This window comes from Geobacter psychrophilus, assembly GCF_056821595.1.
Window position 1 is genome coordinate 191,124 of sequence record NZ_JBXDTU010000003.1, and the last position, 14,576, is coordinate 205,699.

Annotated in this window: 13 protein-coding genes; all 13 read left to right on the forward strand. The window is 51.9% G+C overall.

Features of this window, described 5'->3' with window-relative positions; translation table 11 throughout:
• The first annotated feature begins 23 nt into the window (after positions 1 to 23).
• The 13 genes from ACOCF6_RS01645 (at position 24) to ACOCF6_RS01705 (ending at position 14,532) form a co-directional block, all read left to right on the forward strand.
• Positions 24 to 1,637 carry a hypothetical protein gene (locus ACOCF6_RS01645; RefSeq protein WP_482458641.1) on the forward strand — a complete coding sequence of 538 codons (1,614 nt, stop codon included), beginning with the start codon at positions 24 to 26 and terminating at the stop codon, positions 1,635 to 1,637.
• Between the two features lie 27 nt (positions 1,638 to 1,664).
• A complete protein-coding gene (locus tag ACOCF6_RS01650; RefSeq protein ID WP_482458642.1) occupies positions 1,665 to 2,747 on the forward strand; it encodes a hypothetical protein in 1,083 nt (360 codons plus the stop codon).
• A 109-nt stretch (positions 2,748 to 2,856) separates the two neighbouring features.
• Positions 2,857 to 4,566, forward strand: a complete 1,710-nt coding sequence (locus ACOCF6_RS01655) for an AAA family ATPase (RefSeq protein ID WP_482458643.1) — start codon at positions 2,857 to 2,859, stop codon at positions 4,564 to 4,566.
• 11 nt (positions 4,567 to 4,577) lie between these two features.
• The gene (locus ACOCF6_RS01660) at positions 4,578 to 6,317 is read left to right on the forward strand and encodes a hypothetical protein (RefSeq protein ID WP_482458644.1); all 1,740 of its coding nucleotides are present in this window, start codon (positions 4,578 to 4,580) and stop codon (positions 6,315 to 6,317) included.
• Positions 6,318 to 6,433: 116 nt separating this feature from the next.
• On the forward strand, positions 6,434 to 9,016 hold the full coding sequence (locus tag ACOCF6_RS01665) for a helicase-related protein (RefSeq protein ID WP_482458645.1): 2,583 nt from the start codon (positions 6,434 to 6,436) through the stop codon (positions 9,014 to 9,016).
• A gap of 93 nt (positions 9,017 to 9,109) precedes the next feature.
• Positions 9,110 to 9,859: a TSCPD domain-containing protein gene (locus ACOCF6_RS01670; protein WP_482458646.1), complete on the forward strand. Its 750-nt coding sequence runs from the start codon at positions 9,110 to 9,112 to the stop codon at positions 9,857 to 9,859.
• Entirely contained in the window at positions 9,852 to 11,156 is a 1,305-nt protein-coding gene (gene dnaG, locus ACOCF6_RS01675; RefSeq protein WP_482458647.1) for a DNA primase, read from the forward strand. The genes ACOCF6_RS01670 and dnaG overlap by 8 nt, the downstream gene beginning before the upstream one ends.
• The gene (locus ACOCF6_RS01680; RefSeq protein WP_482458648.1) at positions 11,149 to 11,358 is read left to right on the forward strand and encodes a hypothetical protein; all 210 of its coding nucleotides are present in this window, start codon (positions 11,149 to 11,151) and stop codon (positions 11,356 to 11,358) included. The genes dnaG and ACOCF6_RS01680 overlap by 8 nt, the downstream gene beginning before the upstream one ends.
• Before the next feature lie 11 nt (positions 11,359 to 11,369).
• The gene (locus tag ACOCF6_RS01685) at positions 11,370 to 12,404 is read left to right on the forward strand and encodes a hypothetical protein (RefSeq protein WP_482458649.1); all 1,035 of its coding nucleotides are present in this window, start codon (positions 11,370 to 11,372) and stop codon (positions 12,402 to 12,404) included.
• On the forward strand, positions 12,404 to 13,048 hold the full coding sequence (locus tag ACOCF6_RS01690) for a DUF6927 domain-containing protein (RefSeq protein WP_482458650.1): 645 nt from the start codon (positions 12,404 to 12,406) through the stop codon (positions 13,046 to 13,048). Before ACOCF6_RS01685 ends, ACOCF6_RS01690 begins: the two co-directional genes overlap by 1 nt.
• Positions 13,049 to 13,132: 84 nt before the next feature.
• Positions 13,133 to 13,771, forward strand: a complete 639-nt coding sequence (locus ACOCF6_RS01695) for a hypothetical protein (RefSeq protein WP_482458651.1) — start codon at positions 13,133 to 13,135, stop codon at positions 13,769 to 13,771.
• 91 nt (positions 13,772 to 13,862) lie between these two features.
• The gene (locus ACOCF6_RS01700) at positions 13,863 to 14,078 is read left to right on the forward strand and encodes a hypothetical protein (RefSeq protein ID WP_482458652.1); all 216 of its coding nucleotides are present in this window, start codon (positions 13,863 to 13,865) and stop codon (positions 14,076 to 14,078) included.
• Positions 14,079 to 14,259: 181 nt separating this feature from the next.
• Positions 14,260 to 14,532 carry a hypothetical protein gene (locus ACOCF6_RS01705; RefSeq protein ID WP_482458653.1) on the forward strand — a complete coding sequence of 91 codons (273 nt, stop codon included), beginning with the start codon at positions 14,260 to 14,262 and terminating at the stop codon, positions 14,530 to 14,532.
• Positions 14,533 to 14,576 lie beyond the last annotated feature (44 nt).

The window sequence follows — 14,576 nt, forward strand, 5'->3', positions numbered from 1 at the left end:
ACCGTCTACAGAAAGGATACGAAATGAGCTTCAGACTTCGTACAAAAATACCCTATCCAGTGATCGCTCGCATTGCCGACGTTCACATCACAATTTTGTCCCGCGCAATCAACTTTTTCCTGGCCCCTGCCCGTTACTACGACTCGGTAGCAACATATATCGAGGTGAAGAACGAAAAGGACATGGAAACGGCAATTGCACTCGGCGCCAAGGCATTCCTTCAGACAAACCTGAACAATGTCAAACAGACCTACTATCAACCTGCTAACGTCCCTGTGTTCCTGGCCTCCGAAATCGTCTCCGGCCCGGTAAATCGCCCCAAGATGTTGGTGATTGGTAAACAGCAGGACACATTTGCAGAAAGTCTCTTCACCTACTCAACCGACTCCCGTCAAGATAAGTATTTCGAGACGTACGGATTTAGTAGGAACATCTCCCAGTTCGACCACTTTACACCAGGCCCGGACGCGGAAGACAAAGATGACATCAACTCGACACGGGGAAGCTACTCAAACGATTTCCCCTCCAAGATCAGTATGGTTCACAACTCTGACGGCTCCCCACAGTGTTTCGACATCGTGTGTTATGCCGCAGAGAACTGGTCTAACAGAAGCTGCTATTTCAGGGAAAATTTCGACTGGGCCGAAGACAAACTTCATGTCGGCGGAATCATGATCCTGTCTGGCCATTACTACCAATTGAAGAATTTGACCCGGGTTATCGTCAGTCGTTTTGAATCGGTTCAGATTTTTTCACACAACAACAGTATCGGCATTTATGGCAGCGGCGAAACAGTAACCCTCGTCGGCGTCAAGAAAGCAAAACGCTCACGCGATGATGCTTTTGCAGACATCCTGTTTAATGCCCTGACACCAGACAAGAGCAGCCACAGCCTCAAACAGACTGTGTCGGCCATCCCATACCACACCGTATATCCTCCGGAATCAGTGACTATCATTGATGAGACCAGGCATTTCGATGACGACCACCTCCTTGAGATGGAAGAAGTCGAAGGCATGCTGTCTCCCTCCGAGCATAGTTACGGAATAGATACCTATTCTGTGCGTCAAAAGGTCGAAGGAATCCTGGAATGCAAAATGGCGATCGGTACCTCTTTTGGTTATCGAGTTGTCCTCAAGGGTTCTTCCATCCCCAAGATGCGCGAAGTATGTGCCGACCTGGAATACAAGATACGTTTCAAAGGTGAGAAATCACACGTCGAGCGTAACATCCAGGAAGAAGCACGCAACACCGAGCTGGCCACCAACCTTTCGCCTGTAATCATGACGAAAGAAGCGGAGTACCAGTACATGTCGCAATTTACTCACGAATCACCTCTGCGCCTCCACAGTGGCCTTCTCCAGAAGAAAACTGAACAGGACGAGCTGATCCTTCCCGTTCCGCCGAAAATCACGAACCTGACCAAACTCACGCAGCATCTTCGCGGAGTCGTTCAGGGACCTGACAATTACTGGTTGGCAACAAAGGGAACCGTCGAAACTGTCGAAACATCATGCTTCTCAGAGACAGACGATGGCGTGGTAACTTTCACAACAACAAAAAAACGGGTTAAACAGGTTGGCATTCTACTCGACGGTCCCGACAAAGGCGCCATCATCGAAGTCGAAGCCGCTTAGACCCACACTAAAATCAAGGAGGAGCCAATGGCCCCCAAATTCAACATCGGCAAGGTGAAGGAAATATGCACATCGTACAAAACCAGACTTACCTCATGGGGAAATGTCCTGTGCGATGGCTACCTGCTCGAAATCGATCCATCCTGGTATAAGCAGTGTGAGATCGCAAAACTGACCAAAGCGGATTTCAACCCCGACACGATCGACAAGACGTACGATCTGTTGGCGATATCCCTTATTGGCCAGAAACACTCAATAGAGTCGGTTTTGAGAGCACAATCCACGATCGACGTATACCTGCAGACTCCCTCCAACCACGGAGAGCAGTCGAGTTCAAAACCTTTCAGGAAGCATCAGTTCTTCTGTGTAGGCCCCCGCAAGGATGCCAAACTGGAAACTGAATCTGAACACGTTGCGACACACTCCGCTTCCCTGGTTCTCATCACCAAGGAAAAGGAACTGCCGCGTATGGACATCACTGTTACCGGAATGTCAGGAACAACCGAAACCGGGTATCGACACGTTCTTACCCTCTCGGCCGGCACCCCTGATCTCCTCCAGAAAGCGATTTATCATCTGGAAAGTTTCGGGACTGTCAGCGACGTTCAAAAATTTGTCACTGGATCCTTGTATCGTCGGACCGTAGCAATCAACCCGAAGATCAAGGCCGAAAACCTCAACGGAGACAGCACAGAAGGTTACCTGATCGGCGAATCACTTGCCCAGGCTCGTGACCAGTTCTGGAATGTACTCAACAAACTCTCCGCACCCGTTCAACCAGAATGGGAAGACGAGCTGTGGAAACGCTTTACCGCCTCTGGATCTGCAAGACTCACAGGCGTTGACATCAACAAATGGAGAAAGGAACACGACATCTCTGATGCCGAGTTTGCTCTCCTGCTGGACATGCAACCCTGGGTAGATGAACTGATTGGTCACAGGATGCACGGTTACAAGCTGCAGTTGAACAAGGATGCCATTCAGATCCTTCTCTCTGCTCTTGTTTACTGCGACATTCTGCCCAACGTCATACCCACCACATCAAAAACCGATGTTGAGCCCGACGCTGAAGTACCCGCTGAAGCCGACATCCCTCTCCTGGCAGCCTAACCACTGACCAGACATATCGATCAACCGTAGGGAGCAAGACCAAAAATCCCTATGGGAGATTTGCGTCCTCTGCTCCCGATAACCTGTCAACGACAGAAAGGGGTAAGACGTGAAAACCAAAAACCACATCGCGCAGGAACTCATCCAGGAACTTTCAACACGGTTCCAGTTCTCTGACGCTAGCACCCTCAAATTCATGGTTGCCGGAATCATCGCCGAGCTTTACATCCTGCTCAAAGGCGGAACCGGCACTGGCAAATCGACCATCAGCAAGGCCATTGCGGAATTCTTCGGAAACGCCGCCTGCGACCTCTCTGCTGACAATGAAGGTAATCTCGTAGAAGGCGGCAACGGATACAGGGTACAGGGCACAATCGGGACACAGAGCGCATCCTTTTTAGGCGGCCTCGACGTTGCGAAAATGACCCAAGGCCTTCGCCAAGTCGTTTTCAGAAAGTTCTTGTCGTTCCCCATCAGATTCATAGATGAGGCTGGCCGTTTTAACCCCTACGTTTGGGCAGATCTTGCACAGGTATTAGCAGAGCAGGAAGTGACCATCGAAGGCGTTACAATGAGACTCCCCCGCCGCGGTGTTTTCCTCTTCACAATGAATCCACCGTCACCACGAGACCCGGCAAACATCGACCTGCCACCGTTTGCTTATTCCAGGATCGACATGAAGCTCTCGCTTCCTGCTCCCTCGGTATCAGGCAATCGCAAAATCATCAGAAGGCAGGGTGTAAATCACAATCCCATGCCTCGCAACTACACTCCTGCTGACCTTCACTCCATCTGGGACGAAGTTAAGACCATCGAACTTGACCTGTCTGCTGAAATAGCACTGGCAGCAATGGTTCGTTCAACGTCTTACTGCGAAAAGGGTGGGATAGGTGCAGACAAGAACCAGGTGATTGAATCAGGTTCTTTCCCCTCCGCGTGCGGCAACTGTGATCACGCTAAAGGGAGTATGGTTTGCAGTCAGTCAACTCCGCTCGATTCACGCGTGATTGACTCCTGCATAGGACTTGCCCAGGCCCTCTGCTACATCGACGGCCGCACCACAGTCACCGAAAAAGACATCCTCGCCGCTATGCCTGCTGTTTCGGAACATCGGTTATTCTTCCCCAACACCCAGGTAGTCAACCGCGAAACCCACACCAAGGAGTTCGTCAACAAAATGTACGGAGCAGCTGCTATGTGCATTGAAATTGCCAAGAACCCCGCAAAAGTCACCAAAAAACGGCTCGAAGAAATTCGTGCACAGAAGAATCCGCTGGTCAACGAGATAATCGACGACTTTGAAGCGGACATCAAGGCAGCCGGCAAAGCAATCCGCATCAAGCTGGGCACCATGACTTCAGGTGAACTCAAATCCGCCAAGGAGAACCTCGATGCTGCCGACGCCAAACTGGTCGAGCAGATGATTTCTCTCCGCCAAAACGTCTCCTTCAAAGTAAAAGGCGAAATGGACGACCCTTTCATTCGCGAAATGCTCTGTTCCCCAGAAGGTGAACCGTTCATCCCTGATGACGAGAACTGGAATGGACTCATGGAAGATGGCCTCGCACTCAACTCAATGGAAGGCACCCGTATAACCTGCGAAACTGGCGGCATATTCAGCGTTGAATTCATATCGCCTGAAGAAGCCGACATATTCCGCACCAAGATGGCAGGACAGGACGTTGAACTACTCGACCCCTATGGCCCGATCCGCAAGGAACTGACCAAGGCCGACATTGTCAGCGCCCCAGCAACTCCCGCCGCCCCTACCAAACCCTTAGTCACTGGATTCACAGCTGACCAGGGCAAACTATTCTAAAGGAGAGACGTATGTCACTCGCTCAGATTTTTTCGGATGAACTGTGGAACTTTGGCTTGCCAACGCTCCGCTGCACCATCCTCAACGCACTCGCCTTCATCAAGGAAGTAGGTATGCCGACCATCGCTGCAGTAGGCCAAGGTAATGTTCTGTACAACAGTGACATGATCGAAGCCAGTGAGGATCCGGAAGAACTGTTTCTCCAGGCGACCAAGCATGAGTTCGGCCATCCGTATCTGCCTTACTCCGCACCCGGCACGTTCAGGAACAAGCTCGATGACGCCAAAGCCGTTTCAAAGCTCCTCGGAGACAAGAATATGCTCAGCGTTTGGGATCTCCTGAATATCTGCTATGACATGATTATCGACATTTTGTCTCACGACCGTGTCGACTACACCCCCGTCCCGGTACTCAAGGCGTTTGACCAGATTGATTCGTCCACGCCAACCAGTTATGTCGGCCAGTCGCTCATCGCCTTTCGCGAAGAGATGATGAATGACCGCTTCTCGGGACATGACATTGAAGAAATAGTAAGAGTCGCATGCAGAAAGATCGTCAAGATCGTGCGTGACCCTGCAACTGCTGAAGACCCCCGCAAACGCGTCCTCGACATCTGCCGCATCCTGGTTGAACTGTACACCAGTCAACCAGATCAAGATGAGGACGATGGAGATGGTGATGGCGAGGGACAAGAAGGAGATGGAGAATCTGAAGGCGAACCCCAAGACGGTGAACCCAGCAATGGCAAATCGAAAAAGGGCAAGCAGAAAGGGGCCTCCAAATCCAAGCCGAAGAAAGGAAAATCAGGAAAGTTGACCGAGGAGGAACTGCAGGAACTGGCCGAACGAATCAAGGAAGCTATTGAGGAGATGGGCCTGACCGAAGCAACCACCGTGGAAGACCAGTCTGACGACCCGACCGAAGCAAAAATCAAGGCAACTGACCTTTCCGACAAGGATGATCGCGACGCAGCAATAGCCGCTCTCAAACTATCGGAAGATGATGCCGCATTCGAGATGTTATGGAGTGCCGCAGAAGAAAGGGTCAGACTGCAGACACCTCTTTGTGGAGTAGGAGAAGGCACCGCTTTCCCCGCCGGATCAGTCCCTTGGGCCCCCGGTATGCCACTGAGAGACCTCAATGTTGAATCAACACTATTAGGTGGAGGTATTTTCATCCCGGGTGTCACATCGGTACAGGATTACATCGTACCCGGCCCCGGAATGCCAGTTGAAGGACGATTCCCACGAGTCGCCGTCTCCTGCGATGTCTCCGGATCACTACGAAGCAGATCCCCTATCCGCAACAGTTACAGCAACCTTGATCTGTGCCTTATGTCCATTTATGCCATGTTTCACGAGGCCAAAAGGAGAAGGGTACCGATTCTTGGAAGCTTGTTCGCGGATCGCAGCTACACTTCGAAAGAAGGGTGGTCAACCGATTATAAAAAAGTCGCGAGGGAACTGTTTAACAACCAGGATAGGCCAGGCGGAGGAAACTCATGCACTGGTTCAGACGGAAAAGTAGAGGAATTACTGAGGCCCGGTGACATGTTTATTTACATCACTGACTTCGAGCTCTGCGGATCCGAATCACTTGCAGCCAAACAACTCCAGCGGTTTGTACAGGAAGGTGTCAACATTGTGTTTATCGCGATGTTCCGTCACTGCGCTGAACTCGCCGGCATACCATTCGTGGAATGCAAAGAGTTGAAGGATCTGGAGAATGTAGCGCTGCACTCATTTCAATAGTCTCCCGCAGTTGAGGAGCACATAGGCCGCCATGTAGGAATCGTTCGTTTCGACGCACACACATTCCCACATGGGGGAATAGTGCGTCCTACCCAACAACTAAAAGGAGAACTGCCTTGAAAAAAATAGCTATGAATATGGTCGACTTCCTCACAAAGTACGGCCCCAGACTCGTTGCAGACATCCTCGATCGCTCGATTACTCTGCATACACCAGGCGACTCCACCGTCCCCCTCCCTCTCATCAGAACTCCTTTCGAGGCTCAGACTGATGCAATTGAAGGAATCGGCAAGGTTCTTGACCGCTCCCGCACATCTCTGTTGAATGGTGCAATGGGTGTTGGCAAGACTCTTATGGGCATCGCAATCGCCGTCCGGGAACACATCGTCTCCGGCCGCACAACCACCAACGTCATCGTAGAAGCACCTCCGACACTCATTGAAAAATGGGCGCGGGAAATCACGATCTCTGTATCCCAGGGTTTCGTTGAAATTCCACTGGAGAACGGCGCAACGATGAAAATCGAAGTTCCTTTCGGCTCCAAGGTCTTCAACTGCTCAGGTTCCGACGCGATCAGCAAATTCCAGGAAATGGAGTCAGGGAAACATACTGGCCTCTGCTTCTGGTTAATCGCTGATACAACCGTCCGTAGGCACTATCACACGGAACGTGTTGTTGGCACCGGTGGCGTAGTCAGACACGAGGAAATCGAGAAATTCGTCTCCAAGAGAGTTATCGATGCCGGCGGAGCTTCATGCAGGAACAGCGACGAAGCACACCTCGCCCGCTGTCCGAAATGCGGTAGCTTCTTCAAGATCAAAATGAGAGAAGGCCAGTACCGCTACCTCACCATTGCAGAACTCCAGAACAAACGCTGGATCCGTTGCACAGCCCCTCGTTTCAGCAACTGGGACCCAACGAATCCGCATCACGACTGGAGATCAACCCCACCCGCAGAGGACAAGCCCAGAACATGCGGCGAAATCTTCTACACAAACGTGCGGAATAACGAGGCCCCCAGGTCACGGTTCATGGAATCGTCACTTGTAACAGGCAAACTCGCCAATAACCGCCCCGCCGTTGTCATCGAATCCATAGAGGAAGAAGATGATGACCTGGTCAGCAAGCCCCACGCCATGTCTCACTGCGTATCGCTTGCCTACTACGCCAAAAAGAAGTGGAGAGACTCAAAGTTAGTCCACCTTCTGATGGTAGACGAAGCACATCGCGCCAAGAACGATGGTATTCACGGCGAAACGACCCGCTGGCTTGCAACAATGGCCCAGAAGGTTGTCTTCCTGACCGGTACCCTCACCGGTGGTTATGCCCGCGACCTGTTTTACCTGTTGTGGAGCATCAGCTATCGTGAACTCAAGGCCCGCGGTTACAGTTATTCTGACGTCGGACGATTCGAAGCAGCATACGGATCCCGTGAAGTCAAGGAACTGATCCGCAACGATGGCAAAGTAGCACGGACCCCTCGCAAGCTCCCCGGAATTTGCTCAGAGGTCTACACCGACTTCCTCGTCAGCAAGACTGTCTTCCTGGACATGTCCGACCTTTCCCTCCAACTCCCCCCCATGAACGAGTATCTCGAACTGGTGGAAATGAGTGAAGAGATGGAAGAACGCTACACGAAACTCGTCAAGAACTTCCGCGCTGAAATGGCCAAGGTTGCCCGTAAGGATTTCAAATCTCTTTCGGGAATCACATCCTGTGCCATCCACGTTTGGAACTCCTGGCTTGATCGTCTGCGCGCTGACAAGATCGCTGCCAAAATCGACAAAGGCGACGGCACCCACCACGAGATCGAAATCGAGATCGAGGACCTGGAGATTGCCGTAACTCCCAAAGAAGCCCGTATTATCGAACTCTGCCAGCAGAACAAGGACGAGGGACGTAAAACGATGGTCTTCCTCACATACACCGGAGAACGCGACTGCGCCGAACGCCTCCTGACCCGTCTCGAAGCAAACGGTCTCAAAGCAGTCATCCTCCGACCCAAAGTAGCCGCCAGAAAACGTGAAGCTTGGATCATCAAGAACACGGCCGACTGCGACGTGCTTATTACCAACCCCGAACTGGTAAAAGAAGGTCTCGACCTGATCCAGTTCCCAACCATCATAGATGCGCAGCCGATCACCAACCTTTACACTCACCGTCAGGCAATGGCCCGTCCATATCGCCCCGGCCAGACAAAGGAAGTTCGACTGTACTACATCGGCTACCGCGCAACAGTGCAGGAACAGCTCATGGCTCTCATAGCATCCAAGCTGGACTCCGCGCTCCTTGCAGAAGGCGACGCATCCGACTCCGCCCTGTTCGAGATCAGCTACTCCCAGGACTCAGTTCTGAGAGAGATGGTCAAGGCAGTTATCGCAGGACAGGATGATCTCCTCGCCCTCACCAAACTCGGCAAAAGGCAGTCAACGGAACTGAAGTACGCTGTTGACGCACGAACCTTTGCCAAAAACGGTGGTTTCGTTGAAGACGTTGAGACAGTTGAATCTACGGAGATGACTGTTGAGACCGAAACAAAGGAGCTTGTCACCGTTTCAGAAAGTGGAGAAGTTAAGGTTGTCAGCTTCACGGTCACCCGTGTTGTCAAGATAGGCAAGAAGGTGCATTACGTGACCGACGTCCTGTCTGCTGATGACCTGGCCAGCAGCACCGAAACGATGCAGCTGTGCTTGTTTTAGGCAGTCGCATCACATTCCTGTGGGAGCAACATCACAATCCCACAAGGGATAATGGTGTCTGCTCCCTCAGTACAAACATTATCGGAGGAAATCATGTCACACGCACAATATCAGCGTCCACGCACGCTGCAGGGTGAAACGGTCAAGGAAGAAGTGCACTGCACCGATTCCTGTTTCCTCATCCTGAACAAAGAATCCAATGCAGTAAAAGAAGTTTTCTCCAAGATTGGTTCCGCCGGTTCCTGCGCTGCAGCTATCATGGATGCCCTCACAAAGGTCATCTCGATCGCTTTGTCGTACGGAGTCCCGGAACATGCCTTTTTCCTCGCACTTTGCGGTATTGGTTGTGGCAGTCAAAACTCCTGTGTAAGCGCCCTCGGTGCCTACCTGGAAAATCGTGAGCAGGAAGTCAAGCCCGCGAAAAAACCTGCCCTGGCTCTGACCCGCACCTACAACTGGAACACCGGTTGTGGAGATGTGCAAACAACCTGTTTTGGCAAACCAGGTGAACTGAACGACGTATTGGTAACCTTCGGCAAACCATCCACCTGTGCATCAGCAATAGCAACAGGACTGCAGAACGCAATTTCGGTTGCCCTGCGGTATGGAGTAGAGCCCCAGGCCATCGCCAATGCCCTGAACGGAATCACCTGTCCCAAGGCATCCGGAAAGGCAAAGCTCACAAAAGCAGATGCGGACGCAGGTAACATCCTCGGCCAGACAATGGTTGAAGTTATCCGGCCCAGCTGCATCACCGCAATCGCGCTGTCTATGATCGGCCACATCAATCCTGTCAGCGACGAAAACCAACCAATCCCCGTAGAGGAGGCCGAAAATGTCTAGGATACCCGACGACATCAAACAGCAGATCCTCGACTATGCCAATGCCAACATTGTGCAGATCATCGGGGGGTTCATCACACTGCACAAGAAGTCCGGAAGCAACTTCGGCGCTTGCTGCCCCTTCCATGGCGAGAAAACACCGTCCTTCAATGTCAACTCTGAAAAGGGATGGCGTTGTTTCGGTCAATGTCAGGAAGGTGGAGATACGACAAAGTTCATCATGAAACACGAGAACCTGTCGTTCCCTGCCGCCCTGGAATACCTTGCCAGACATGGAGGGATATCAATTCCTACCGGCGAGTCGAAAGAGGAGAAGGAACGCAAGGCAATGCTCAATGCAATGGCCAAAGCGACCACCTATTTCGCTGGACAACTCACCGCCAGTGCCAACGGTCCAAAGGCTTATGTTGAATCCCGCTTATCAGCAGAATTGATCAAGCAGTTCAGCATCGGTTACGCACCTTCAAACGGTCACGCCCTGGTTGATTTTCTGGCCAAGGAAAAGATCCCAATGGAGATCGCGGAACTTGCCGGCCTGGTACGATCGGAACTCAAAGGCGACAGGAAGGTCTACAAAGACTACTTCTGGAACCGCATCATGTTCCCGATCCGCAACCCCATGGGTCAAACCATCGGATTCGCGGGCAGGACAATGGACAAAGATGGCAAGATGAAATACGTCAACACCCCGGAGACGCCTCTGTACAAGAAGTCGGCGACACTCTACGGGCTCGACCTCACTCTTGAAACCATCAAAAAAACGGGTGAAGCAATTGTCGTTGAAGGATACCTCGACTTCATCCAGATGTACGGAGCTGGTATTAGGAACGTCGTCGCCACTTGTGGAACGGCTTTTACCAAGGACCATGCTGCCTTCCTGAAGCGCTACTGCCGGAAGCTGAACCTGATGTTCGATGGGGATGCCGCTGGTGTTAAAGCTCTGCAGAAAGGCATCGTATTATCTGTTCGGGAAGAAATGTCGGCAACAACGTACATCCTCCCCGAAGGTCAGGACCCAGACGACTATTTCAAGGCCGGCGGAAAACTCGAAGACATCAGGACCCAGAGCGGTTTTGACTTCCTGAAGGAAACCAAAGTTGAAATGTCACCCACCATGAAGCAGCTCCACCAGCGCGAACGCCTGGAAAAGGGAGTCGTCTACATGGCCCAGCACATCCCTGCAGTAATTCAACTCTTGAAAAAGAGAGGCAACCTGGACGAACTGTTCGGCCCGGACGCGTTACTGCAGATCGAAGAGTGCTTAAACCCAACAATTGGAGGTTCCACCCATGGCTAGTACATGGATAGAGGATTTCACAAAAAACGGACCCACCTTCGGCGCTCGCACCATTCATGGTCACCGGGTACTGCCGAACGGGATATGGATTTTCAAATCTGTTTCCTACCCCGGGTTCCTTGACGCTATTGCCTGGCCTGAACTCAATTTTGAGATCGTGGAGACCGTCAAAGTCTACACAGGGGTCAACCAACAGCCATAAGGAGGATACCCATGGCAATTAAATTACTCACCCTACTTCTCGAAGCCTGCGTTCAAGCCAGAGCAGCATTACCCGATGCCTGGTTTGCCGTAAACTGCAAAGTTCCGACCGAGGTCATAGATCTCTTGAACAATGCAATATCGGCAGCCGAAAAGGCAGGTTTCACTCCAAGCAATCGGATAACCAGACTGATCACCTCCTGGGATTACTTCCAGCACGGTGAGCATGTTCACTTCCTGAAGGAAGACTGGCGATCTGACGTTTCCAATGGGGACTCTCTGCTCGGATATCAGAAGTGGGTTGAACACAACTTGGAAAGCCTGTTGTATGACACGACCATTGACGATTCAGCGGACGTGTATATAGCCGGAATGACCGAATCAGGCCCGGTAGACGAAGAAGATGCAGCATTCTTTTCTGTCTACAGCCGCACACCGAGCCCAAACGAGCGTGTTGACGATATTTGCGATTTCAACACGAAGGCCCAGGCGATCGAATTTGCTGACGCCCTTACAACTCGATTTGGCAAAACATTCTACGGTAACATGTGCAGCGTTGAAAGCACCTCGTTGTCGAATGAATGCCCCATGAGAACCGAAAACGCCGTCAGCTGCCAGCATTGTGAAACTTGCACTGTTGAGCTCCCTGAAGGCGGTCCGGTACTCGCAATAATACTCGACGGTGGACTTGTTCAAGCCGTGGTTTCCGACAACCCGTCAGCATTTGCAGGCGTCAGGACGGTGATCATAGACTATGACACAGACTCCCTCGACCCAGAAGATGAGTGCCTTGGCATTGTTGTGCAGGAGGATGAAAGTATGACTCCCGCCTACATTCGCCTGGAAACCATCGAGCAGGCAACTATCGACCTGACCCAGCTCCAGGATTTTGTCACCGACAAGGCCTATGGATCCACCCAGCAGAGAATCGCCGCTTGCGGAGATTACCCCTGCAAAGGTTGCCCTGATGAAAACTCAGACGGCTCCCGCTGTGTCAACGACGAAAAATGCCTGGCCTGGCATTACCACAAAAATGGAGGTGCCTGATGGGATATTTGAGCACTTCTCGAAGAAAAGGTATCAAAGAATCAAACTTTGATTTCTGTTACCGTGAGTTTTCCTGGTGTAAAGCATCAGATAACTACGGGAAGGTGATCGCCTGCGCATCTTTTCTCACTGAGATTTACATCGCCTATGAAGTTCAGCGGCCGGGTGAAGAGAAGGTTGTAACAGCCCTGATCTGTAAGATCGATTGGGTTCCGAAACACAAGGAAGGTCACACCTTCGGTTACAAAGATATGTCTGAGGACTTCTGCCCGTGGCAAACACGTTGTCCCGAGAGGATCCTCAAACTCCTAACACCGACAGAAAACAGGCACGCGCAGAACTGGAGAGCAGAGTGCTGGAAAAACATTCAAAAGGCAAAGGAACGTCCGCGTTTCAAACCTGGCGACATAATCGAGTTCGCAACGGCCATTGGTTTCACCAACGGCACGAAGTACACCCGGTTCAAGGTCGAGATGGTACACCCAAAACTCCGCTTAATTCCGGAAGGTGAATACTGGTACGCGAGGCTTACTTGGAAATTTATCAAGGAGCACCCGTATACAGTCAATCCGACCAAGCCGGCGCCCGTCACTTCCCCGAAGACTCTTCTGAGCAGTTCTGCTGTCCAGATGCCTCTTTGGTAACCACATCTCTCACCCACGCGGGACAGCCATTCCCGCAGGGGTGGTTTGTCTTCCGCGGTAAACAATCTTACGGAGGATAAAAAGATGTGCCACAAAATCCATATCGCAAAAGTCAACGCACCATCCATCGGCGCTGCAATCGGTAAAGCCACCAAATTCATGAAGGTTCGTGATTCTGGTGACAACTTCCCGCATGCCCTCGGTGCTTTTTGCCCAACTACGAATGAGGAATCAGGCCGTACGCTCCCGACTCTGAACTACGCCCGTCTGACCGAGGACGAAGTAATCAGGTTCGCGCGATCTGCCCGTTTCTTCGATGTGTTCGGCGACATCCCCATCGAAGCCGCACACTGGAAAGCCCCGGCAAATCTGATTGAGGACTGTGACCATGAGTACCTCAAATGGCAGGCCAATAAAGAGCAGAACGAGCGTGAAGTGCTGAAGTTTGCATCTCGCGTGACTTCGAGCAAGGACGAGAAGTTTTACGCCGTGCCCATGCTCCAGATCTGGTTGCAAGCGATTGCCGAAGGTAACGACACACTCTCCGCAGACCACAAGCTCAACGACATGGTCGAATACGTTGCTGAGAACATCCACGACTACCCATTCAGCTGGCAAGGTACTCTGTACTCGAACCGCTGCTGGGATTTCAAGGATTGGGACTGGGAGAAGAAACATCCTGCTGACCGGGTCTACTACGTGTTTTTTGACGTACACACCTGATCATCTCTGAACTATCGACCTCTCGGGGACGCAACACATCCCCGACGGGATATGTGCGTCTCCATTCCGCTGATTAAGAAAGGAGCTCCGCATGAAACCGATAGTCGTCAAAAAAACAATGAAGCAGACAGTCGAGCCCACCTGGTGTTCTCACTGCTGCTCCTCGGTCCTTGGTGGAGACAACGTCTACGTCATGAAGGCCGAAATCATCGGACAGCCCGGCCACATCCTCTGCACTGCAGAATGCGCCCGCGCAGCCGTTGATTCAATCGCCGCCCACGGAGGTCTGACGCCATGCGTGTCCTGATCACCCCCGTCGGCCCGAAATTCCACTGGGCAGTATTACCGCCATGTGTCGCGCTGAACATGAAGTCGTTCGGCGAGGCTTCAACTCAACTTGATGCAGCAAAGGCCGCAGTTGCTTACGCAGGGTCCGCATGCCGCGTCAACGAAAGGGAATCAGCACCTTCTCTCCAGGAGGTGATGGCATGCCGGTAACTACCCCTTACTTTTCCGTCTGGCAACAGCAGGACGGAATATTCAGGTTCAGGCTTTCGAAAAAAGGCCCGTGCCATCCCAGGTACACCGGAACTGCCGAAACAGAGGAAGAAGCCGTCAAACTGGCTCGTGAATGCGTTCGAGGTTGCTTTTGCGCCGAAAACGCTGACCGGATCAGGAGCGGCAACCGCTTTCTCTACCACGGTAAGAAGAAGGAATACCCGGAACCAAACGACAATGGCCTCCTGCCGTTGTTCACTTGAGGTGACGCATGGATGCTTTTGCGTATCTCCTCCCAAATCTTCCG

Bases quoted from the DNA above. Each gene is read 5' to 3' on its own strand.
- ACOCF6_RS01695 (WP_482458651.1), top strand. From the start codon at position 13,133: ATGTGCCACAAAATCCATATCGCAAAAGTCAACGCACCATCCATCGGC.
- ACOCF6_RS01650 (WP_482458642.1), top strand. From the start codon at position 1,665: ATGGCCCCCAAATTCAACATCGGCAAGGTGAAGGAAATATGCACATCG.
- dnaG (WP_482458647.1), top strand. From the start codon at position 9,852: ATGTCTAGGATACCCGACGACATCAAACAGCAGATCCTCGACTATGCC.
- ACOCF6_RS01660 (WP_482458644.1), top strand. From the start codon at position 4,578: ATGTCACTCGCTCAGATTTTTTCGGATGAACTGTGGAACTTTGGCTTG.
- ACOCF6_RS01685 (WP_482458649.1), top strand. From the start codon at position 11,370: ATGGCAATTAAATTACTCACCCTACTTCTCGAAGCCTGCGTTCAAGCC.
- ACOCF6_RS01700 (WP_482458652.1), top strand. From the start codon at position 13,863: ATGAAACCGATAGTCGTCAAAAAAACAATGAAGCAGACAGTCGAGCCC.
- ACOCF6_RS01680 (WP_482458648.1), top strand. From the start codon at position 11,149: ATGGCTAGTACATGGATAGAGGATTTCACAAAAAACGGACCCACCTTC.
- ACOCF6_RS01645 (WP_482458641.1), top strand. From the start codon at position 24: ATGAGCTTCAGACTTCGTACAAAAATACCCTATCCAGTGATCGCTCGC.
- ACOCF6_RS01690 (WP_482458650.1), top strand. From the start codon at position 12,404: ATGGGATATTTGAGCACTTCTCGAAGAAAAGGTATCAAAGAATCAAAC.
- ACOCF6_RS01670 (WP_482458646.1), top strand. From the start codon at position 9,110: ATGTCACACGCACAATATCAGCGTCCACGCACGCTGCAGGGTGAAACG.
- ACOCF6_RS01705 (WP_482458653.1), top strand. From the start codon at position 14,260: ATGCCGGTAACTACCCCTTACTTTTCCGTCTGGCAACAGCAGGACGGA.